This window comes from Paracoccus kondratievae (genome assembly GCF_009301415.1).
Taxonomy (GTDB): Bacteria; Pseudomonadota; Alphaproteobacteria; order Rhodobacterales; family Rhodobacteraceae; genus Paracoccus; species Paracoccus kondratievae.
In genome coordinates, this window is sequence record NZ_CP045072.1 from 555,580 (window position 1) to 574,055 (window position 18,476).

Consider the following 18,476-nt stretch of genomic DNA (forward strand, 5'->3'; position numbering starts at 1 on the left):
GCCGCCAGCAATGAAAGGCGGGAAGGGACAGCTTTCATTTCACGCAGGCCCTTGGCCGCAGGGCCCAGGGGCCCGTGCGGCACTGGTCCTGTGGTCCGCAAGCGGTCCTTGGGCGGGGGGTTGCAAAGGGGCCGTTTGGGTTCGGGCAGGATGGCCGGACATTCCCGCTACGTTCCTGCCCGGCGTTTCCCGGAGCAGGGCCGTGGCGGAAAAGCCTGTCGCCCGCCGCATCACCCGGCCTTGACTGCCGCGCTTTCCGGCAGTTCCTCGTCGAACAGGCGCTGGTAGAACTCGGCCACCGTCTGGCGCTCGAGTTCGTCGCATTTGTTGAGGAAGGTCAGCCGGAAAGCATAGCCCACATTGTCGCCAAAGATGCGCGCGTTCTGCGCCCAGGAAATCACCGTGCGCGGGCTCATCACCGTCGACAGGTCGCCCTGCATGAAGGCCGTCCGCGTCAGGTCGGCCAGCGCGACCATCTGGCTGATCTGCTTGCGGCCCTTTTCGGTGTTGTATGTCGGGTTCTTGGCCAGAACGATCGCGGCCTCGGCGTCGTGGCTGAGATAGTTCAGCGTCGTCACGAGGTTCCAGCGGTCCATCTGGCCCTGGTTGATCTGCTGGGTGCCGTGATAAAGGCCGGTCGTGTCGCCCAGACCCACCGTGTTTGCCGTGGCAAACAGGCGGAAATAGGGGTTCGGTGTGATGACCTCGTTCTGGTCAAGCAGCGTCAGCTTGCCATCCGCCTCCAGCACGCGCTGGATAACGAACATCACATCGGCGCGGCCTGCGTCGTATTCGTCAAAGACGATGGCGGTCGGGTTGCGCAGCGCCCAGGGCAGAATGCCTTCGTGAAAAACGGTGACCTGCTTGCCATCGACCAGCTTGATCGCGTCCTTGCCGATCAGGTCGATCCGGCTGACGTGGCTGTCAAGGTTCACGCGCACGCAAGGCCAGTTCAGCCGTGCCGCCACCTGCTCGATATGGGTCGATTTGCCGGTGCCGTGATAGCCTTGGATCATGACCCGGCGGTTGTAGGCAAAGCCGGCCAGGATCGCCAGGGTCGTGTCGGGGTCGAACTTGTAGGTCGGGTCGACATCGGGCACGCGGTCGGATCGTTCGGCAAAGCCCTTGATCTTCATGTCGCTGTCTAGGCCGAAGACCTCGCGCAGGTCGATGTCCTCGGTCGGTTTCGCGTTCTGATCAAGCATTGGGCGGCCCTTTCGATTCTTCTGTGCTTGATGAATGATTCCCCGCGCAGGTGCAAGCCGGACAAGGGCTTAAGGGTGAATTGCGCACAAGTGCGGCGCCCCGTAAGCTGTCCCTCCGGAAAGCTGGAACAGGACGGGTTGCATGAGCGGATTGCTGGCGCTGCTGGATGACGTCGCGGGGATCGCCAAGATCGCCGCTGCCTCGATCGACGATGTGGCCGGTCAGGCGGTCAAGGCGGGCAGCAAGGCCGCCGGAGCGGTGATCGACGACGCGGCGGTGACACCGAAATACGTGCACGGCTTTTCCGCCGCGCGCGAAGTGCCGATCGTGATGAAGATTGCGCGCGGATCACTGTTCAACAAGCTGGTGATCCTGCTGCCGATTGCGCTGTTGTTGTCGGCCTTTGCGCCATGGGCAATCTCGCCCCTGCTGATGATCGGCGGCGCGTATCTGTGCTTTGAGGGGGCTGAAAAGATCGTTCACGCCCTTGGCCGTCACGGGGCCGGGGACGCGCATCTTGCCGTCACCGAGGGCGGCGGCGCCGGTCTGGAAGAAGAGCGGGTGCGCGGCGCGATCAAGACTGATTTCATCCTGTCGGCCGAGATCATGACCATTGCCCTTGCCGCCATCCCGAACGGAGACCCGATCTGGATGAAGGCGCTGATTCTTGCCATGGTTGCCGTGGGCATCACGCTGGCTGTCTATGGTTTCGTCGCGCTGATCGTTAAGGCGGATGATTTCGGCCTGCACCTGAATGAGCGGGGTGGTGCCTTGGGTGCGCTGGGGCGCGGCATCGTCCATGTCATGCCGGGTTTCATGAAGGCTCTGACCATCGTCGGCACTGCCGCGATGATCTGGGTCGGCGGCCAGATCGTCATTCACGGGCTGCATGAGCTGGGCCAGCACCAGCCCTATGAATGGATCCATCGCATGGCCGAGGCCGCTGCCCATGCCGCCCCAGCCGCGCCGGGCCTTGTCGGCTGGGTCACCACGGCCTTTTTCGATGGCGTCTTCGGCGTCATTCTGGGGCTGATCCTTATTCCCGTCGCGCATTACCTCGTTACCCCGGTGATCGAGGCGGTCAGGCGCGCGCTTGGCGCCTGACCTCTCTGGCTTGCTCTTGTCTGGGTCACGGGTCTATTTCCGTGCAATGCCAATTCAGGAGGACTGCCATGCCGATTCCCGCCCCGGCGCTTGAGGCGCTTTCCGCGCTTTTGGGCGCGCGTCTGTCCACCAGCGGTGCCGACCGCGATCTGCATGCCCAGTCCGAGACTTTTCACCGCGCGCCGCCCCCTGATGCCGTAGCATGGCCGCTGTCGACCGGCGAGGTCTCGCGCATCGCTGCGATCTGCCGTGCCCATCACGTGCCGATGATCGGCTGGGGCACCGGAACCTCGCTTGAGGGGCAGGCGCTGGCTCCGCAAGGGGGACTGGTGATCGACCTGTCCAAGATGGATCGGGTGCTGGAAATCCGGGCCGAGGACATGCAGGTTTCGGTTCAGCCCGGCTGCACGCGTGAGGCGCTGAACACCGAACTGCGCGCGACGGGGCTGTTCTTTCCGGTCGATCCCGGCGCCAACGCCTCGCTGGGCGGGATGGCCGCGACGCGGGCCTCGGGCACCACGGCGGTGCGCTATGGCACCATGCGCGACAACGTGCTGGGGCTTGAGGTGGTGCTGGCCGACGGGCAGGTGATCCGCACCGGCACCCGGGCGGCGAAATCCAGCGCGGGTTATGATCTGACGGCGCTGTTTGTCGGCTCGGAAGGTACGTTGGGGATCATCACTGAACTGACGCTGCGCCTGCATGGCCAGCCCGAAGAGGTCGCCGCGGCGGTCTGTGGTTTCCCGACGCTGGAACAGGCGGTGGAATGCGTCACTGCAACGATCCAGTCCGGCATCCCGATGGCGCGGATCGAGTTCGTTGATGCCGATGTCGTACGTGCCTTCAACAATGTTTCCGGCGCGCAGATGCACGAAGGGCCGCATTTGATGGTCGAGTTTCACGGCTCTCCGGCCTCGGTCAAGGGCGATGCCGAGGCTTTTGGCGCGCTGGCGGCCGAATTCGGCGGTACCGGCTTTGACTGGGCAACCACGCCCGAGGCACGCGCCGCGCTGTGGAAGATGCGGCATAACACCTATCGTTCCTGTCTTGCCTTGCGTCCGGGGGCAACTGCGGTTGTGACCGACGTTTGCGTGCCAATGTCGCATCTGCCTGCTGCCGTGGCTGCGGCGGCCGAGGATATCCGCGCCGAGGGTCTGCTTGGTCCCATCGTCGGCCATGTCGGCGACGGCAATTTCCACGCCCAGATCCTTGTGATGCCGGGTGATGAGGCCGAACTGGCGGCCGCGAAACGCGTTGCTACCCGCATGGCCGAGCGCGCGATCGGGGTCGGTGGGACCATCACCGGCGAGCATGGTGTCGGTATCGGCAAAAAGCCCCTGATGCCCGCCCAGCACGGCCCGGCCATCGCTGTCATGGCGGCAATCAAGCAGGCGCTTGACCCCGAGGGCGTGCTGAACCCCGGCAAGCTGGTTCCGCAGATGGGTTAAGGGCGCTGCCCCAAGCCAGCTGCAAGGGAGGCGCTGATGCCCATGCCATGGACCTATCGCCATGCCTCGAAAGAGTGGCGGGCGATTCTGGACGATCTGAAGGATCGGATGGACCTCGTCTCGGATAACAGCGCCTATACGGCGCTGGATGGGGTCCTGCAGGTCTTTCGTCGGCGACTCACTGCGCAGCAGGGTCTGGATTTTGCCTCGGTCCTGCCAGCGATTCCCCGCGCGATCTTTGTCGCGGGCTGGCGGCCAGAGGCGGAACCGCTCCCCTTTGCCGACCGTGCGACGATGACGCGCGAGGCGCAGCAGGTCCGGCCGCATCACAACCTGACGCCCGATAGCGCCATCGAGGCGGTGGCATGGACCCTGCGCCGTTATGTGAATGCGGCCGATTTTCAGCGGGCTCTGGACCAGTTGCCGCCGGGTGCGGCAGGGTTCTGGCATGTTGATGACCCCGAAGGGGCCCGGCCGAGGATCTTTTGATGCGCGGGGCTTGTGTGCGTGCAGCGATGCAGATCGGCCACAATGTGCCTGACAAACTCGTGACCGTCACGCCATCGTGACAGAGCCTCGCGCCTTTGCGATAAGGGCAGGGAAGCGCCGGTCACAGGCGCAAAGACATGGCGCGCGACAGCGCGCGGGGCGCGAGGGCAGAAATGAAGCTTTTGAGCAAGTTGTTGACGGTTCTGATGCTGGTGGCGCTGGCGTCCTGTGGACGTGGTCCGTCCAGCGGCCCGGCCGTGATGGCAGGACAGGGGCGCGGACCGCAATTCGGTGATACCGCACCGCATCCCTGGGTGGGTGGGCATCCCTATGACCATCTGGTGCATGGCATCGATATTTCCCGCTATCAGGGCGATATCGACTGGGGCCGCGTCCGTGGCTCGGGCGTCAGCTTTGCCTTTATCAAGGCGACCGAAGGCGGCGATCATGCCGACCCGAATTTCCGCCGCTATTGGTATGAGGCCGCGCAGGCCCGGATTCCGCGCGGCGCCTACCACTACTTCTACTTCTGCCGCTCGGGTGCGGAACAGGCGGCGTGGTTCATCGCCAACGTGCCGAGAGAGCGTGGCGCCATGCCGCCGGTGGTGGATCTGGAGTGGACCCCCTCGAAAACCTGCCCGCGCCGCCCGCCAAGCGATGAGGTTCTGCGCGAGGCCCGGATTTTCAAGGATATCCTGCACCGCCATTACGGCCAGCGGCCGATCATCTACACGACGGTCGATTTCTATCGTGACAACAACCTGGCCTCATGGTCCGAAGAGTTCTGGCTGCGCTCGGTCGCGGGACATCCGCGTCTGGTCTATCCCGGCCAGCGCTACACCTTCTGGCAATATACCGGGACCGGGGTTGTGCCGGGCATTCGCGGGAATGTCGATCTGAACGTCTTTGCGGGTTCGCCCGCGCAGTGGCGGAAATGGCTGAACCTGCGGCTGCAGTAAACCGAGGCCTGCTTTGGGCCGAGTTTCTGGCGCTCTATTTCGGGGCGCCGCTGGTTATCGCGTTGTTCATGCCCGGGCGCCTGCTGTTTCAGGCGCTCGCGGTGTTCAGCATTGCGGGGCTTTTGCTGCTGTGGCGGACCGGCGGCTTTCACTGGCGCGGCCTTGTCCATGGATGGGGCAGCCTGCCATGGGGCGGGATCGGCCTTGTTGCGCTGGTCACGCTGATCGTCAGCGTGGCGATATTGTGGGTGACCAGCCCCGAGTCGATCTTTCGCCTCATATGGTTGCGTCCCCATGTTCTGCTGATGATCTGGTGCCTTTACCCGCTGGTGTCGGCTTTGCCGCAAGAGCTGATCTTTCGCCCGCTGTTCTTTCACCGCTACGGCGCGCTTTTGCCGTCGGGGCAGGCGGCGATCATTCTGAACGCGGCGGTCTTTTCCTTTGCCCATCTGATGTACTGGTCGTGGGTGGTGGCGATCCTGACCTTTCTGGGGGGCTGGGTCTTTGCCTATGCCTATGTCCGACGCGGCTTTCCGGCGGCCTGGGTGCTGCATGCGGTGGCCGGGAATGTGCTCTTTGCGGTCGGAATGGGGGTATATTTCTACTCTGGCAACGTGGTGCGGCCATTCTGATTGCTTGACTTCCCCCGCGTGGCGCGGTTGATGCATCGCCGACACGCAAGGGGAAGAATGATGAGCGTCTATCGCAGCCATACCTGCGGCGAGCTGACCGCCGCTGCCGCCGGAAACGAGGTTCGTTTGTCCGGTTGGGTCCACCGGGTCCGCGACCACGGGGGCGTCCTGTTCATCGACCTGCGCGACCATTACGGCATCACCCAGGTGATTGCCGACAGCGACTCGCCCGCTTTTGCGGCGCTTGAGCGGCTGCGGGCCGAGACGGTCATCCGCATCGACGGCAAGGTCAAGCTGCGCGATCCCTCGCTCGTCAACCCCAGGCTTCCCACCGGCGAGGTCGAGGTCTATGCCACCGCGATGGAGGTTCTGGGCCCGGCCGAGGATCTGCCGCTGCCGGTGTTCGGCGATCAGGAATACCCCGAGGAAACGCGCCTGGCGTATCGCTTTCTCGATCTGCGCCGCGACAGCCTGCACAATAACATCATGCTGCGTTCGCGCGTCATCAAATGGCTGCGCGATGCGATGTGGGATGCAGGGTTCACCGAGTTCCAGACGCCGATCATCACCGCATCGTCGCCCGAGGGCGCGCGCGACTTCCTCGTGCCCTCGCGTCTGCATCCGGGCAAGTTCTACGCCCTGCCGCAGGCCCCGCAGCAGTTCAAACAGCTGATTATGGTCGCAGGCTTTGACAGATACTTCCAGATCGCGCCCTGCTTCCGCGACGAAGACCCGCGTGCTGACCGCTCGCCCACCGATTTCTATCAGCTGGACGTCGAGATGTCCTTTGTCGAGCAGGAGGACGTCTTTAACGCCGTTCAGCCGGTCATTCAGGGGCTGTTCGAGACCTTTGGCGGCGGTCGTCGTGTCGATTCTGACTGGCCGCGCATTCCTTATGCCGAGGCGATGCTGAAATATGGCTCCGACAAGCCTGACCTGCGCAACCCCATCGAGATGCAGGTGGTCAGCGAACATTTCCGCGGCTCGGGCTTTGGTATCTTTGCCAAACTGCTTGAACAGGACGGCACCGAGGTCCGCGCCATTCCCGCACCCGGCGGCGGGTCGCGTAAATTTGCCGACCGCATGAACGCCTATGCCCAGCAGCAGGGCCTGCCCGGCATGGGTTACATTTTCTGGCGCAAGGCCGATGACGGCTCGACCGAGGCGGCTGGCCCCATCGCCAAGGCGCTGGGTCATGAGCGGACCGAGGCGATCCGCGAGCAGCTGGGGCTGGGCGAAGGCGATGCCGTCTTTTTCCTGGGCGGCCGACCCGAGACCTTTGAAGCTGTCGCAGGCCGCGCCCGCAACGAGATTGGCCGCGAACTGGGCCTGATTGATGAGAACCAGTTCAAATTCGCCTGGATCGTCGACTTTCCGATGTATGAGAAGGGCGAGGACGGCAAGATCGACTTCAGCCACAACCCCTTCTCGATGCCGCAGGGCGGGCTTGATGCGCTTGATGGCGATCCGCTGGAGGTCAAGGGTTATCAATATGACCTTGCCTGCAACGGCTATGAGCTGATCTCGGGCGCGATCCGTAACCATCGTCCTGAAATCATGTTCCGCGCCTTTGAGCTGGCCGGCTATGGCCGGGATGAGGTCGAGCGGCGCTTTGGCGGCATGGTCAAGGCGTTCCGTTATGGCGCTCCTCCGCACGGTGGCTGCGCGGCGGGCATCGACCGGATCGTGATGCTGCTGGCGGATGAGGTGAACATCCGTGAGGTCATCATGTTCCCGATGAACCAGCGGGCCGAAGACCTGATGATGGGCGCACCAAGCGAGCCTGCGAACGAGCAATTGCGCGAACTGCGCCTGCGTGTCCTGCCTCGCGAATGATCCCTTGCCATGCGGCATCGGCGGGCCTTTGCCGCGATGCCGCATGCTGAAGAAAGCGTGAACTGACCTTAGCCCGCGATCATGCGATACATCCGCGCAGGGGGTGTTTCCCTGGCAAGGATGTGTGCATGAGCTTTGGTTTTCCCGAGCTGGCGGCGATCCGTCTGGGCTTTGGTCTGTCGCCGCTGACCCCTCCGCCCGCTGACGCCGAGACGGTGCTGGCCAGCGTTGCGCGCTCCGGTCCCGACCCCGCGGCGATGACTACTGCCGAAGCAAGCCAGATCGCGCTGAGCTTTCGCGCCGGTGTTGTCGCCCGGCGCAGCGGCAAGCCTGAACCGCCCGGTTCTAAGGAAGCTGAACAGCAACTTGCCTCCATGCCGATCGAGGATTTGCGGCGGCGGGTGGTCCGCGCGGTCGATGATCCGGTCGGCTTTGGCGAAAGGCTGGTACAGTTCTGGAGTGACCATTTTACTGTACGCGCCATCAATCGGGTGCATTACGGTCTTTCCATGACCTTTCAGGACGAGGCGATCCGTCCTTATGTGAACGGCCGGTTCGAGGACATGTTCTTTGCCGCCGACACCCATCCGATGATGCTGGTCTATCTGGATCAGATCTCCAGCCGGGGGCCGAACTCGGTTCTGGCCAAGCGCCGGCCCGAGCGTCACCTTGGCCTGAACGAGAACCTTGCACGCGAGGCGCTTGAGCTGCACTCGATGGGGGTCAGCGCCGGCTATGAGCAAAAGGACGTGCGTGAACTGGCCGAGCTGTTGACCGGGCTTAGCTTTTCGCACAAAGGCGGCTTTGCTTTTCAGCAGGCCTGGGTCGAGCCTGGGGCCGAAACGGTGCTGGGCAAAAGCTATGGCGGCGGCCGGCGCGGCGGGCTGGACGATATCCGCGCCGCCTTTCGCGATATCGCCCGCCGGCCTGAGACCGCGCAATATCTGTCGCGCAAGCTGGCGGTGCATTTCGTTTCGGACGACCCCTCCGAAGATCTGGTCGAGGCGATGGCGGCAACCTGGCGCGCGACCGGGGGCGATCTGCCGCAGGTCTATCGCGTGCTCGTCACCCACCCGGATCTGGCCTCGAATCTGCGCAAGAAGGTGCGTCAGCCTTTTGACTATTGCGTGGCAGGGCTGCGGGCGCTTGGGGTGCGGGGCAAAGATCTGGCCGCCCTTGATCGAAAGGTCTTCAACCGCGCAGTCTGGGAGCCGATCCGTTCCATGGGGCAACCATGGTGGCAGGCCAAAGGGCCGGACGGCTGGCCTGAAGAGGTCGAGGCATGGATCGCGCCGCAGACGCTGGCCGCCCGCATCAACTGGTCGTTGCAGGTTCCGCGCATGCTGCTGAAAGAGCTGCCGGATCCGCGCGAAATGCTGGTTTCGGCCTTTGGCGGGACCCAGTCGGCAGAGCTTGCCTGGGCGGTGCCCAAGGCCGAATCCGCAGCCGAGGGTGTGGCGCTGATCCTCGCCTCGGGCGATTTCAACCGGCGATAGGAGGGGGCGGATGCTGAAAATGGATCGACGCCTGTTTCTGAAGGGAACGGCGCTGCTTGGCTGCTCGGCTGCGGCGCATCCGCTGATGAACTCGATCACCTTCGCGGCGCTGCCCGGCGATAACCGGCTGGTGGTTATTATCCTGCGCGGCGCCATGGACGGGCTGGATGCGATCCAGCCTTATGGTGATCCGATGCTGCGCAAGCTGCGCCGCAATCTTTCGGTTGGCCCAGATAATGGCGCGCTGGACCTGGACGGGTTCTATGCGCTGCACCCGCGGCTAGAACCGCTGCTGCCTCTTTGGCAAAAAGGGGAGCTTGCCTTTGCTCATGCGGTTTCGACCCCCTATCGCGACAAACGCAGCCATTTTGACGGTCAGGACGTGCTGGAGGCCGGGACCGGCAATGACCTGCCGGTGGATCGTCAGGTGGGCGGATGGCTGAACCGGATGCTGCAGGTGATGCCCGGAACCAGTGCCGAGACGGCCTATTCCGTGGGTGTCGAGCAGATGAAGATCCTGACCGGCAAGGCCGCACATCTTAGCTGGGCACCTCAAGCATCGCTGACGCTTTCGCCGCAGGCGCAGATGCTGCTTGAGCATGTCTATCACGATGATCCGCTGTTCCGGGATGCGGCCCAGGGGGCGATGCAGATCAGCGGCGAGGTTTCGGATATCGGCAAGATGCGCGGCCCGACGGCGGATGCTCAGGCGCTGGCCGCCTTTACCGCCAGCCGGCTGAACGCTGAAAGCCGGATCGCCGCTTTTTCGATCCCGGGCTGGGACAGTCACGCCAGCCAGTCCGCTGTTCTGGGCCGGGCACTTGACCGGCTGGCGGCTGCGATCCTGAAACTGCGCGAGGGGCTGGGGCCGAACTGGCAGAGCACCGCCGTTCTGGCTATGACCGAGTTTGGCCGCACCGCGCGCGAGAACGGGTCGGGTGGCACCGATCATGGCACGGGCGGCGCGCTGCTGATGGCCGGTGGAGCCATCCGGGGCGGTCACGCCTTTGGCGACTGGCCGGGGCTGGGCGAGGGTCAGCTTTACGCCGGGCGTGACCTCATGCCGACCCGGGACATTCGCGCCTATGCCGCTTGGGCAATGCACGGGCTTTTCGGGATCGAGCGTGACAAGCTGGAACGCACCATCTTTCCCGGGCTTGAACTGGGCAGCGATCCGGGGATGCTGGCCTGAGCCTGTGAGGGAGCTTAGCCCATGCCTGATGATTCCCCGAGCAATCCGCGCCAGCCGGTCGATGGACGGTCTGACGTTTCCGCCTCTTTGGCACCGCCCGGCTCTCATGCGGCGGTTGTTGCTGATCCCGGCACCAAAGCCGGCCAGCGTCAGGCACCGCGCCCGGTCGGACCAGCCGTTCCCGACTTTACCCCGCCGCCTGCACCCGGACCCGCAATGATCGAGGGGCGCTATGTCCAGCTTGAGCGTCTTGATCCCGACCGCCACGCTGACGGGTTGTTTGCTGCCAACCAGGGGCATGACTGGGTATGGGACTATATGGGCTATGGCCCGTTTGCCGATCTTGACGCCTATCGCGGCTGGCAGGCCGAAATGGCTGTCAGGCAGGACCCGTTCCTATATGCCCTGCGTGAGCGGTCGGGGAACGGTATCGGCGGCCTTGCCGCGTTTCTGCGTATCGACAGGGCCAATGGCGTGATCGAAATCGGCCATATCCAGATCTCTCCTGCGATGCAGCGCACCCCCGCGGTGACCGAGGCGATCTCGTTGATGATTGGATGGGCCTTTGACGCCGGCTATCGTCGGGTTGAGTGGAAATGTGATGCGCTGAATGCTCCTTCCCGCCGCGCGGCTCTGCGCTATGGCTTTACCTATGAAGGGGTCTTTCGCCAGCATATGGTTACCAAAGGCCGCAATCGTGACACCGCCTGGTTCGCCATTATCAATCATGACTGGCCACGATTGGCCCGCGCGCATCAGGCATGGCTGCACCCCGGGAATTTTGACGCCCAAGGCAGGCAGCGTCAAAGCCTTGCCGTGCTGACCGGGCCGTAGACGGTCAGGATATCCGCGCCTCGGCCAGCCGGTCCTGCACAAGGCCGCTGATACGTGCCAGATCGGTGGCGAGTGCCTGTCCCTGCGCGTGGCCGCGCGCGAGTGCGGTCGCCGCATCCTCGAGCATCCGGTCATGGGCGGAACGCGCCACCCCCGCCAGAAACCGTGCGATATAGTCGATGGCGGCGGTGTCACCGGCGCGGGCCAGCACATCGGCGACATGGGTCAGATCCTCGCGCAGCGCCTGTGCATCGGCTGCAATCACTTCGTTTGGGAGTGAGCGCAGCTCCTGCGGCTGTGCCTCGGGCGGCAGGGCAGCAAGAATCGCCTGCTGGAACACCGCGAGATTCTCGATCGGCTTCGCCAGAAAGCCGTCGGCACCGGCGCGGAGCGCAGCTTCGCGGTTCTGAGGGTCGCCCGAAATGCCGAGGACCACTGGTACCTTTTGTGTGCTGTGGCTGATGGTGGCGATCATGTCTGCGCCGTCACCATCGGGCAGACCCATGTCAATGATGACTACATCGGGGCGATAGGTTTGCAGATGTCGCAGGGCCGAACGGATGCTGTCGGCCCGACGAATACGAGCGCCGGAGCGCAGGCAGAGCAAGCGCATCGCTTCGCAGGCGACACGCGAATCCTCGACCACCAGTACGGTGAGACCGTTCAACGGTCGGTTGGGCGTGGCGGCGCGCCAGGGAGAGATTTCGTGCACGCCAATCAGTTCCTGTTCGATCATCGCAAAAATCCTGACTGGAAAGCTCCTTCTGGTCCGAAGATGGGCCGATTCGCTTAAGATGCAGTTAACGACGCCTTGTTTTCCTTTCCCCCGCCGCCTCATGGGCCTAGAAGGGCGCAAATGACGGAGGAAGTGATGATCGGACGCCTGAACCATGTCGCCATCGCCGTGCCTGACCTGCAGGCCGCAGCCGCGCAATACGCCAACACTCTGGGTGCCAAGGTCGGCGCACCGCAGGACGAGCCGGATCATGGCGTGACCGTCGTTTTCATCGAATTGCCGAATACCAAGATCGAGCTGCTTTACCCTTTGGGCGGGAACAGTCCGATCAGGGGGTTTTTGGAAAAGAACCCTTCGGGCGGCATCCATCATATGTGCTTTGAGGTCGAGGATATCCTTGCCGCGCGTGATCGGCTCAGGGCCGAAGGCGCGCGCGTTCTGGGTGACGGAGAGCCCAAGACCGGCGCCCATGGCAAGCCGGTGCTGTTCCTGCATCCCAAGGATTTCAACGGCTGCCTGATCGAACTGGAGCAAGTCTGATGAGTCTGACCGGGGGCATCGTTCTTTATGCCGTATTGTGGTTTTTGGTGCTGTTCGTGCTCTTGCCCTTTGGCCAGCAGAGTCAGGCTGATGTCGGGCAGGTAACGCCCGGCACCCCCGCCGGCGCCCCCCATGAACCCAAGCTGAAGAAAAAGGCGCTGTGGGCGACGATAATCGCGACGCTGATCTGGGCTGCGATCGCTTATGTCATCATCGCCGGGGTGATCACCCGCGCAGATCTGGACGCCTGGACGCGCTGAGATGATAGAGGTGGGTAAAACCCGCCGCCGCCAGCACTGGAACAACGATATTCAGCAGTGGCACGGTTAACAGCGCCGCAATCAGTACCCCCAGCGCCGTTGCCTGCGGGGTCAGTCTGCGACGCAGTGCCGTTGCCTGCGGCTCGTGCAGATGACGGCGCGCCGCCATCTGAAAGAACTCACGGCCCAGAAGCCAGCCGTTGCCGCCATAATACAGCACCGAAGCCAGTGGCCCGAGGAATGGCGTGAGCACCAGCGTCACAAGCGTGACGAGGATCACCGCCCCCATAACCGCAAGCGATTCCAACAGCCCGTCCCAGAAATCGACCGGCAGACCGCGGGCGGCAGGGTAATGGGTTTCCTCGACCGCTTCTGAGACCCGCTCAGCGAAAAGGCCCGAAAAGCCTGCTGCCACCGGGGCCATCAGGAATATGCTCATGATCGGGAAAAGCAGCAGGGAGCTCCATGACAAGGCAGGAGCCAGCGGTACCGCCCCGATCCAGGGCAGGCTGATCTGTTCGGGCGCAAAGATGCGGATCGCCCAAAAGGTTCCGGCCTGCAGCGCCACAAACAGCGCAAGCGTCAATCCAACCCCCAGCAGCACAACGCCAAAGATGCGCGGCCGCATCAGGTCGCTCCAGGCGAGGAAAAGTGCGCGCAGCACCATCAAAGAAAGCTCGTCCTGGCAGCCACATCCGGGCGCGGGCGGTCAGGCGGGGCGGACCCGCGCCGGCCGATGTGGATCAGGCCGGCCACACGCTCATTCTCGGCAAGGCCCAGATGCTCGCGGGCAAAGTCGGGATCAGTCGCCGGCCCGGTCAGCCATGCAGCGCCATAGCCCGCCGCAAGGCTTGCGTTCAGCAGTTGCAGGCAGACCGCCCCGGCTGAAAGAAACTGCTCCCATTCCGGGATTTTTGGGCTTTCGACCGGGGCCGAAACCACCGCCACGATCAGCGGAGAGCCAAAGGCCGAGCGCGCCTTTTCCGCCGCAGCCTCATCGCCGCCTTTGGCCAGCACATGCTCGGCCACCAGAGGGGCCAGGCGATCCAGCGTCTCGCGCCCAAGGACGATAAAGCGCCAGGGCTCAAGCTTGCCATGGTCGGGCACGCGTGCTGCGATCTCCAACAGCGCCAACAGCTCATCACGCGCGGGCGCAGGGCCGGTCAGCAGCTTGGGCGGATGCGAGCGGCGGCTGCGCAGGAAGGCGAGGGTGGCAGGGTCAGAATATTGCATCGGGCTCTCGTCTGTTTCGCGCGGGTCAGATCCTGAGATAGCCACAGCGATGGGCCGATGCCAGACGGCATTGCCTTTTTCCTCGTCTGCGGGTTCAACGGGACCATGACCGATCTGAGCCACCTTGCCCAACCGGGGACCCAAATCGCGGTGCGCGTCACGCCGCGTGCCTCGCGCAATGCGGTGATCCTGGACGGAGAGGCGATCCGCATCACCGTCACCACCGTGCCCGAGGACGGCAAGGCCAATGCCGCTGTGGTCAAGCTGCTGGCCAAGGCGTTGGGCGTGGCTAAATCGCGGCTGGTGCTGGTGCGTGGGGCAACCGGCCGCGACAAGATATTTCGCCTCGATTAGCCGCGCTGCAGCCGGTAATTCCCCTCGGGCAGGTTCAGCGCGGCGCGCAATTCCTCAAGCTGCTCGATGGTCATGACGATCTGGGCAAGCTCTCCGGTGTCGGGGTCGAACTGCTCGATCACCACCCGGTCTTCGAAACTCTGGATGACCACATCTTCGTTAAGGGGGCGAGAGCCTGCCTCTTCCTCTGGCAGCTCGTCGATCAGGGTGATGACGGTGGCGTCGAAATCATGTTCGATGGTGAACATAGGGTACCCTTCTCGTTCAGCGTTTCTCAACAATCGCGTGATATTTATGCCCAGGCAACCCCGGGGCTTGGCTACCGGCGATTGGCACGGCTAGAGTGGTGCGAAATGTGATTATGAGGCAGGGCAGACGGATGATAAAGGCGTGGCAGGGGGTCGCGGCAATCGTACTGGTGCTGGCTGGTTGCGTCGCCGCACCTGTGGTGCCGCCCGGTGCGCCGGGCGCTTCGGGATCACAGCCCGCGATCACGCCCGCGCCAGCGACGGCACCCAATGCCTCGGCCTCGGCCCGCGCCTTTGTTTCGGTCATCAGCCGTATGGAGCCTGCGGTCGAACGTGAATGCGTCCAGCGCCGCACCCAGCCGATCAACTGCGATTTTCAGTTTGTCGTCGATGACCGTTCGGGGCTAGAGCCGAACGCCTTCCAGACCGTCGATTCGACCGGACGGCCGATCATAGGCTTTACCCTGTCGCTGATCGGTGAGGCGCGGAACGCGGATGAACTGGCCTTTGTCATCGGACATGAGGCCAGCCACCACATCCTTGGTCATATCAACCGCAAGACCAGTGCGGCGACGGTGGGGGCGGTAATTCTTGGTGGGCTTGCCAGCGCCTATGGTGGCGATGACAACGTTATCCGCACGGCGCAGGATTTCGGCGCGCAATTCGGCGCCCGCTACTATTCCAAGGAATGGGAATTAGAGGCTGACTACCTTGGTGCGATCATCGCACTGAATGCAGGCTTTGACCCTGAACATGGTGCCCAGTTCTTTGCCCGCATTCCCGATCCGGGGGACAAGATTTTAGGCACCCACCCGTCGCGCGCGGCCCGAATGTCGCAAGTTGCCCGGGCCGTGGCCGATCATCGCGCTGGCCGGGTGCGTTGACCGGCCGGCGCCGCAACTATGATCTCATGTAATTTTGTATTGGAAAATTGACGATTTGCTCAGAGATATGAAGGGCTGTCGTCATTATTGCGCAGGTGATCTGCTGAAAAGACACAAGCCCTTGGCAAAAGAGCCCCTAAACTGGTGGTTCTGCGAGAATTTGCTTTCGTGAGCGAGAAATTGCCCATAGGCTCCTGCGCAGTTGAGTCCCCTCCTTTCTGTCGGGCAGGGTTCGTTGAGGAGTTTTCATGATTGGTGTTATTCTGTGGAGCAGCCCGACGAGAGAAAAGGCCGTGATCTGGTGCGAGGACCACGGTGCCTTGGCCTATTTGCAGGGCAAAGAGAATCTGGTCATTCCGGCCGAATGGCCCGAAGCAGGCGATCTGGTCGAGCTTGAGGTTGATGAGGTGGCCGATCTGCGCCACGCCCGTGCGGTCAGCCTGGTCGCTGGCAATCGCCGCTGCGAGTTGCCTGCTCTTTTGCGTGAGATGAGCGAAAAGACGGTTCCTGCCCGTCCTGTTCTGCGGGTGATTGCCGGGACAGATGGAGAAGGGCTGAAAGAGCGGCCGCTAAAGGTTGCAGCCGCTCACTGACAGGATCGGGGATCAGGCGCCGCGCGCAAGCGCGGCCACCCCGGTGCGGGCCTGATCTGACAGGCCCAGAGGGCGCATCAACTCGGCAAAGGCATCCAGCTTTTCAGGCGTGCCGGTGATCTCGAAAACAAAGCTCTCCAGCGTCGAATCAACGACGCTGGCGCGAAAGATTTCGGCGATGCGCAGCGCCTCGACGCGCTTGTCGCCCTTGCTCGTGACCTTGAAAAGGCCCAGCTCACGTTCGACGCTGGGGCCTTCGACGGTCAGGTCGTGGACTTCGTGGACAGGGACGATGCGGCCCAGTTGCGCCTTGATCTGTTCGATCACTGCCGGGGTGCCGCGCGTTACAATGGTGATGCGCGAGCGGTGGCCAAGGTGATCAACCTCGGCCACGGTCAGGCTGTCGATGTTGTAGCCACGGCCCGAGAACAGGCCGATAACACGTGCCAGGACGCCCGGTTCGTTCTCGACCAACACGGCAAGGGTGTGGCTTTCGATCACCTGAGTGTTCGGGTCGCGCAGGTCATAGGCCGAATGGCTCGATGCGCCCTTCTGGATGTTTAGTGCCGCCATTTTCTTCTCCCAAACCTCAGACCAGCGCCGCGCCGGCGCCGGTGATGGCGCCTTCGGTTGAAGCTTCGCCCAAGAGCATTTCGTTATGCGGCTTGCCCGAAGGGATCATCGGGAAGCAGTTCTCGTGTTTTTCAACCAGCACATCCAGGATGAAGGGGCCATCGTAATCGAGCATTTCCTGAATGGCTGCGTCCAGCTCGGCCGGGTCCGAAACCGTGCGGCCTGCACAGCCAAAGGCCTCGGCCAGCTTGACGAAATCGGGCAGGCTTTCCGACCAGCTTTGGCTATAGCGCTCGCCATGCAGCAGTTGCTGCCATTGGCGGACCATGCCCAGACGTTCGTTGTTCAGGATGAACTGCTTGACCGGGGCGCGGAACTGCACTGCCGTCGCCATTTCCTGCATGTTCATCAGCCAGCTTGCCTCGCCGGCGACGTTGATCACCAGCGCATCCGGATGGGCGACCTGCACCCCGATCGAGGCGGGCAACCCATAGCCCATGGTCCCCAGCCCGCCCGAGGTCATCCAGTGATTCGGATCTTCGAAATGCAGGAACTGCGCGGCCCACATCTGATGCTGGCCGACCTCGGTCGTGATATAGGGGTTGCGGCTCGCCGTCAGCGCCTGCAGCCTTTGCAACGCGTATTGCGGTTTGATGACCTGGTCCGAGTTGCGATAGGCAAGGCAGTCGCGTGCCTTCCACTGCTCGATCTGCGCCCACCAGGCTTGCAGGCCCGGGGCGTTCGACTTGCGCCCGCGTGCCTTCCAGACCTTCAGCAGATCTTCGAGCACATGGCCGACATCGCCGACGATGGGCAGGTCGACATGGATGACCTTGTTGATCGAACTGGGGTCGATATCTATCTGCGCCTTGACCGAGCCGGGGCTGAAATCAGCGACCCGACCAGTGATGCGGTCGTCGAAACGCGCCCCCACCGCGATCATCAGGTCGCAGTCATGCATGGCCATGTTGGCCTCATAAAGACCGTGCATCCCCAACATGCCGATCCAGCCCTTGCCCGAGGCCGGATAGGCGCCGAGTCCCATCAGCGTCGACGTAATCGGAAAGCCCGTCGCATCCACCAGTTCGCGCAGCAGTTGGCTGGCCCCGGTGCCCGAGTTGATGACGCCGCCGCCAGTGTAAAAAATCGGGCGCTCGGCTGTTTCCATCAGCTCAACCAGCCGGGTGATGGTGGCGAGATCACCTTTTTTCGCCGGCTGATAGCTGGGCGTCTCGATCTGCTTTGGCCCGACATATTCGCCGGTGGCGAATTGCACGTCCTTGGGGATATCGACCAGAACCGGCCCCGGACGTCCCGAAGTCGCGATATGGAAAGCCTTGTGAATCGTCGCCGACAGCTCGTCCGTCTCTTTCACCAGCCAGTTATGCTTGGTGCAGGGGCGGGTGATGCCGATGGTATCGGCCTCTTGAAAGCCGTCGGTGCCGATCAGAAAGGTCGGAACCTGCCCGGACAGAACGACGATCGGGATCGAATCCATCAGCGCATCGGTCAGGCCGGTGACAGCATTTGTCGCCCCGGGACCTGAGGTGACCAGAACAACCCCCGGCTTGCCGGTCGAGCGGGCATAGCCTTCGGCCATATGAACCGCGCCCTGTTCGTGGCGGACCAGAATGTGCTTGATGTCGTTCTGTTGGAAAAGCTCGTCATAAATGGGTAGTACTGCCCCGCCCGGATAGCCGAATACCGTATCGACGCCCTGATCGCGCAGAGCTTCGATAACCATCCTCGCACCCGTCATCTGTCGGGACATGCCCATTCTCCATTTCTGAATTACAGCACGACAGGGATTTTCCCCCGCCGCGTCGCGGGAAACTATGGGCGCAGCGCGACAGGGTCAA

At 63.1% G+C, this 18,476-nt stretch carries 21 protein-coding genes; 14 read left to right on the forward strand and 7 right to left on the reverse strand.

Annotation, left to right across the window (positions count from 1 at the left end):
- Positions 1-230: 230 nt before the first annotated feature.
- Positions 231-1,205: a cobaltochelatase subunit CobS gene (gene cobS / locus F8A10_RS02855; protein WP_010392801.1), complete on the reverse strand. Its 975-nt coding sequence runs from the start codon at positions 1,203-1,205 to the stop codon at positions 231-233.
- A 142-nt stretch (positions 1,206-1,347) separates the two neighbouring features.
- On the opposite strand from cobS, the gene F8A10_RS02860 reads away from it, so the two are divergent.
- The 9 genes from F8A10_RS02860 (at position 1,348) to F8A10_RS02900 (ending at position 11,196) form a co-directional block, all read left to right on the forward strand.
- Positions 1,348-2,310, forward strand: coding sequence for a DUF808 domain-containing protein (locus F8A10_RS02860; RefSeq protein ID WP_152366640.1), 963 nt, complete (start codon positions 1,348-1,350; stop codon positions 2,308-2,310).
- A 68-nt stretch (positions 2,311-2,378) separates the two neighbouring features.
- A complete protein-coding gene (locus F8A10_RS02865; protein ID WP_010392796.1) occupies positions 2,379-3,758 on the forward strand; it encodes an FAD-binding oxidoreductase in 1,380 nt (459 codons plus the stop codon).
- 36 nt (positions 3,759-3,794) lie between these two features.
- Positions 3,795-4,247 (forward strand): DUF2267 domain-containing protein, encoded by a 453-nt coding sequence (locus F8A10_RS02870; RefSeq protein WP_085501249.1) that lies wholly within the window; start codon positions 3,795-3,797, stop codon positions 4,245-4,247.
- Between the two features lie 137 nt (positions 4,248-4,384).
- The gene (locus F8A10_RS02875) at positions 4,385-5,206 is read left to right on the forward strand and encodes a glycoside hydrolase family 25 protein (protein WP_010392792.1); all 822 of its coding nucleotides are present in this window, start codon (positions 4,385-4,387) and stop codon (positions 5,204-5,206) included.
- A complete protein-coding gene (locus F8A10_RS02880) occupies positions 5,182-5,838 on the forward strand; it encodes a CPBP family glutamic-type intramembrane protease (protein WP_010392789.1) in 657 nt (218 codons plus the stop codon). The genes F8A10_RS02875 and F8A10_RS02880 overlap by 25 nt, the downstream gene beginning before the upstream one ends.
- 60 nt (positions 5,839-5,898) lie before the next feature.
- On the forward strand, positions 5,899-7,674 hold the full coding sequence (aspS, locus tag F8A10_RS02885) for an aspartate--tRNA ligase (RefSeq protein ID WP_085501248.1): 1,776 nt from the start codon (positions 5,899-5,901) through the stop codon (positions 7,672-7,674).
- Between the two features lie 128 nt (positions 7,675-7,802).
- Positions 7,803-9,170, forward strand: a complete 1,368-nt coding sequence (locus F8A10_RS02890) for a DUF1800 domain-containing protein (RefSeq protein WP_152366641.1) — start codon at positions 7,803-7,805, stop codon at positions 9,168-9,170.
- Positions 9,171-9,180: 10 nt separating this feature from the next.
- The gene (locus F8A10_RS02895; protein ID WP_152366642.1) at positions 9,181-10,362 is read left to right on the forward strand and encodes a DUF1501 domain-containing protein; all 1,182 of its coding nucleotides are present in this window, start codon (positions 9,181-9,183) and stop codon (positions 10,360-10,362) included.
- A gap of 21 nt (positions 10,363-10,383) precedes the next feature.
- Positions 10,384-11,196, forward strand: coding sequence for a GNAT family N-acetyltransferase (locus F8A10_RS02900; RefSeq protein ID WP_152366643.1), 813 nt, complete (start codon positions 10,384-10,386; stop codon positions 11,194-11,196).
- A gap of 4 nt (positions 11,197-11,200) precedes the next feature.
- Here the strand turns inward: F8A10_RS02900 and F8A10_RS02905 are convergent, their stop codons facing one another.
- Complete coding sequence (locus tag F8A10_RS02905) at positions 11,201-11,932, reverse strand: response regulator (RefSeq protein ID WP_193668139.1); 732 nt, start codon at positions 11,930-11,932, stop codon at positions 11,201-11,203.
- Positions 11,933-12,067: 135 nt separating this feature from the next.
- Here F8A10_RS02905 and mce point away from each other — a divergent pair, with 135 nt between their 5' ends.
- Both mce and F8A10_RS02915 read left to right on the forward strand, forming a co-directional pair.
- A complete protein-coding gene (mce, locus tag F8A10_RS02910) occupies positions 12,068-12,472 on the forward strand; it encodes a methylmalonyl-CoA epimerase (protein WP_010392780.1) in 405 nt (134 codons plus the stop codon).
- Positions 12,472-12,732 carry a DUF1467 family protein gene (locus F8A10_RS02915; protein WP_010392779.1) on the forward strand — a complete coding sequence of 87 codons (261 nt, stop codon included), beginning with the start codon at positions 12,472-12,474 and terminating at the stop codon, positions 12,730-12,732. Before mce ends, F8A10_RS02915 begins: the two co-directional genes overlap by 1 nt.
- On the opposite strand, the gene F8A10_RS02920 is transcribed toward F8A10_RS02915, so the two are convergent.
- Both F8A10_RS02920 and F8A10_RS02925 read right to left on the reverse strand, forming a co-directional pair.
- Entirely contained in the window at positions 12,698-13,399 is a 702-nt protein-coding gene (locus F8A10_RS02920; protein WP_010392778.1) for an EI24 domain-containing protein, read from the reverse strand. The two genes, F8A10_RS02915 and F8A10_RS02920, sit on opposite strands and share 35 nt — an antisense overlap.
- Positions 13,399-13,965: a nitroreductase family protein gene (locus tag F8A10_RS02925; RefSeq protein ID WP_152366644.1), complete on the reverse strand. Its 567-nt coding sequence runs from the start codon at positions 13,963-13,965 to the stop codon at positions 13,399-13,401. The genes F8A10_RS02920 and F8A10_RS02925 overlap by 1 nt, the downstream gene beginning before the upstream one ends.
- Before the next feature lie 105 nt (positions 13,966-14,070).
- On the opposite strand from F8A10_RS02925, the gene F8A10_RS02930 reads away from it, so the two are divergent.
- A complete protein-coding gene (locus F8A10_RS02930) occupies positions 14,071-14,319 on the forward strand; it encodes a DUF167 domain-containing protein (protein WP_152367318.1) in 249 nt (82 codons plus the stop codon).
- Here F8A10_RS02930 and F8A10_RS02935 read toward each other — a convergent pair.
- On the reverse strand, positions 14,316-14,567 hold the full coding sequence (locus tag F8A10_RS02935) for a hypothetical protein (RefSeq protein ID WP_010392774.1): 252 nt from the start codon (positions 14,565-14,567) through the stop codon (positions 14,316-14,318). The genes F8A10_RS02930 and F8A10_RS02935 overlap by 4 nt on opposite strands.
- Positions 14,568-14,698: 131 nt before the next feature.
- Here F8A10_RS02935 and F8A10_RS02940 point away from each other — a divergent pair, with 131 nt between their 5' ends.
- Positions 14,699-15,451, forward strand: a complete 753-nt coding sequence (locus F8A10_RS02940) for a M48 family metalloprotease (RefSeq protein WP_152366645.1) — start codon at positions 14,699-14,701, stop codon at positions 15,449-15,451.
- Positions 15,452-15,699: 248 nt separating this feature from the next.
- Positions 15,700-16,044, forward strand: coding sequence for a hypothetical protein (locus F8A10_RS02945; protein WP_010392771.1), 345 nt, complete (start codon positions 15,700-15,702; stop codon positions 16,042-16,044).
- Positions 16,045-16,056: 12 nt separating this feature from the next.
- Here F8A10_RS02945 and ilvN read toward each other — a convergent pair whose 3' ends face one another.
- Positions 16,057-16,617 (reverse strand): acetolactate synthase small subunit, encoded by a 561-nt coding sequence (ilvN, locus tag F8A10_RS02950; RefSeq protein ID WP_010392768.1) that lies wholly within the window; start codon positions 16,615-16,617, stop codon positions 16,057-16,059.
- 16 nt (positions 16,618-16,633) lie between these two features.
- The gene (locus tag F8A10_RS02955) at positions 16,634-18,388 is read right to left on the reverse strand and encodes an acetolactate synthase 3 large subunit (protein WP_010392765.1); all 1,755 of its coding nucleotides are present in this window, start codon (positions 18,386-18,388) and stop codon (positions 16,634-16,636) included.
- Positions 18,389-18,476: the final 88 nt, after the last annotated feature.

Coding starts and splice junctions, on each gene's coding strand:
- F8A10_RS02955 (WP_010392765.1), bottom strand. CDS start 18,388: ATGTCCCGACAGATGACGGGTGCGAGGATGGTTATCGAAGCTCTGCGC.
- F8A10_RS02940 (WP_152366645.1), top strand. CDS start 14,699: ATGATAAAGGCGTGGCAGGGGGTCGCGGCAATCGTACTGGTGCTGGCT.
- F8A10_RS02905 (WP_193668139.1), bottom strand. CDS start 11,932: ATGATCGAACAGGAACTGATTGGCGTGCACGAAATCTCTCCCTGGCGC.
- F8A10_RS02900 (WP_152366643.1), top strand. CDS start 10,384: ATGCCTGATGATTCCCCGAGCAATCCGCGCCAGCCGGTCGATGGACGG.
- F8A10_RS02915 (WP_010392779.1), top strand. CDS start 12,472: ATGAGTCTGACCGGGGGCATCGTTCTTTATGCCGTATTGTGGTTTTTG.
- aspS (WP_085501248.1), top strand. CDS start 5,899: ATGAGCGTCTATCGCAGCCATACCTGCGGCGAGCTGACCGCCGCTGCC.
- F8A10_RS02945 (WP_010392771.1), top strand. CDS start 15,700: ATGATTGGTGTTATTCTGTGGAGCAGCCCGACGAGAGAAAAGGCCGTG.
- F8A10_RS02860 (WP_152366640.1), top strand. CDS start 1,348: ATGAGCGGATTGCTGGCGCTGCTGGATGACGTCGCGGGGATCGCCAAG.
- F8A10_RS02890 (WP_152366641.1), top strand. CDS start 7,803: ATGAGCTTTGGTTTTCCCGAGCTGGCGGCGATCCGTCTGGGCTTTGGT.
- F8A10_RS02865 (WP_010392796.1), top strand. CDS start 2,379: ATGCCGATTCCCGCCCCGGCGCTTGAGGCGCTTTCCGCGCTTTTGGGC.
- F8A10_RS02925 (WP_152366644.1), bottom strand. CDS start 13,965: ATGCAATATTCTGACCCTGCCACCCTCGCCTTCCTGCGCAGCCGCCGC.
- F8A10_RS02935 (WP_010392774.1), bottom strand. CDS start 14,567: ATGTTCACCATCGAACATGATTTCGACGCCACCGTCATCACCCTGATC.
- F8A10_RS02875 (WP_010392792.1), top strand. CDS start 4,385: ATGGCGCGCGACAGCGCGCGGGGCGCGAGGGCAGAAATGAAGCTTTTG.
- ilvN (WP_010392768.1), bottom strand. CDS start 16,617: ATGGCGGCACTAAACATCCAGAAGGGCGCATCGAGCCATTCGGCCTAT.
- mce (WP_010392780.1), top strand. CDS start 12,068: ATGATCGGACGCCTGAACCATGTCGCCATCGCCGTGCCTGACCTGCAG.
- F8A10_RS02920 (WP_010392778.1), bottom strand. CDS start 13,399: ATGGTGCTGCGCGCACTTTTCCTCGCCTGGAGCGACCTGATGCGGCCG.
- F8A10_RS02880 (WP_010392789.1), top strand. CDS start 5,182: ATGGCTGAACCTGCGGCTGCAGTAAACCGAGGCCTGCTTTGGGCCGAG.
- cobS (WP_010392801.1), bottom strand. CDS start 1,205: ATGCTTGATCAGAACGCGAAACCGACCGAGGACATCGACCTGCGCGAG.
- F8A10_RS02870 (WP_085501249.1), top strand. CDS start 3,795: ATGCCCATGCCATGGACCTATCGCCATGCCTCGAAAGAGTGGCGGGCG.
- F8A10_RS02895 (WP_152366642.1), top strand. CDS start 9,181: ATGCTGAAAATGGATCGACGCCTGTTTCTGAAGGGAACGGCGCTGCTT.
- F8A10_RS02930 (WP_152367318.1), top strand. CDS start 14,071: ATGACCGATCTGAGCCACCTTGCCCAACCGGGGACCCAAATCGCGGTG.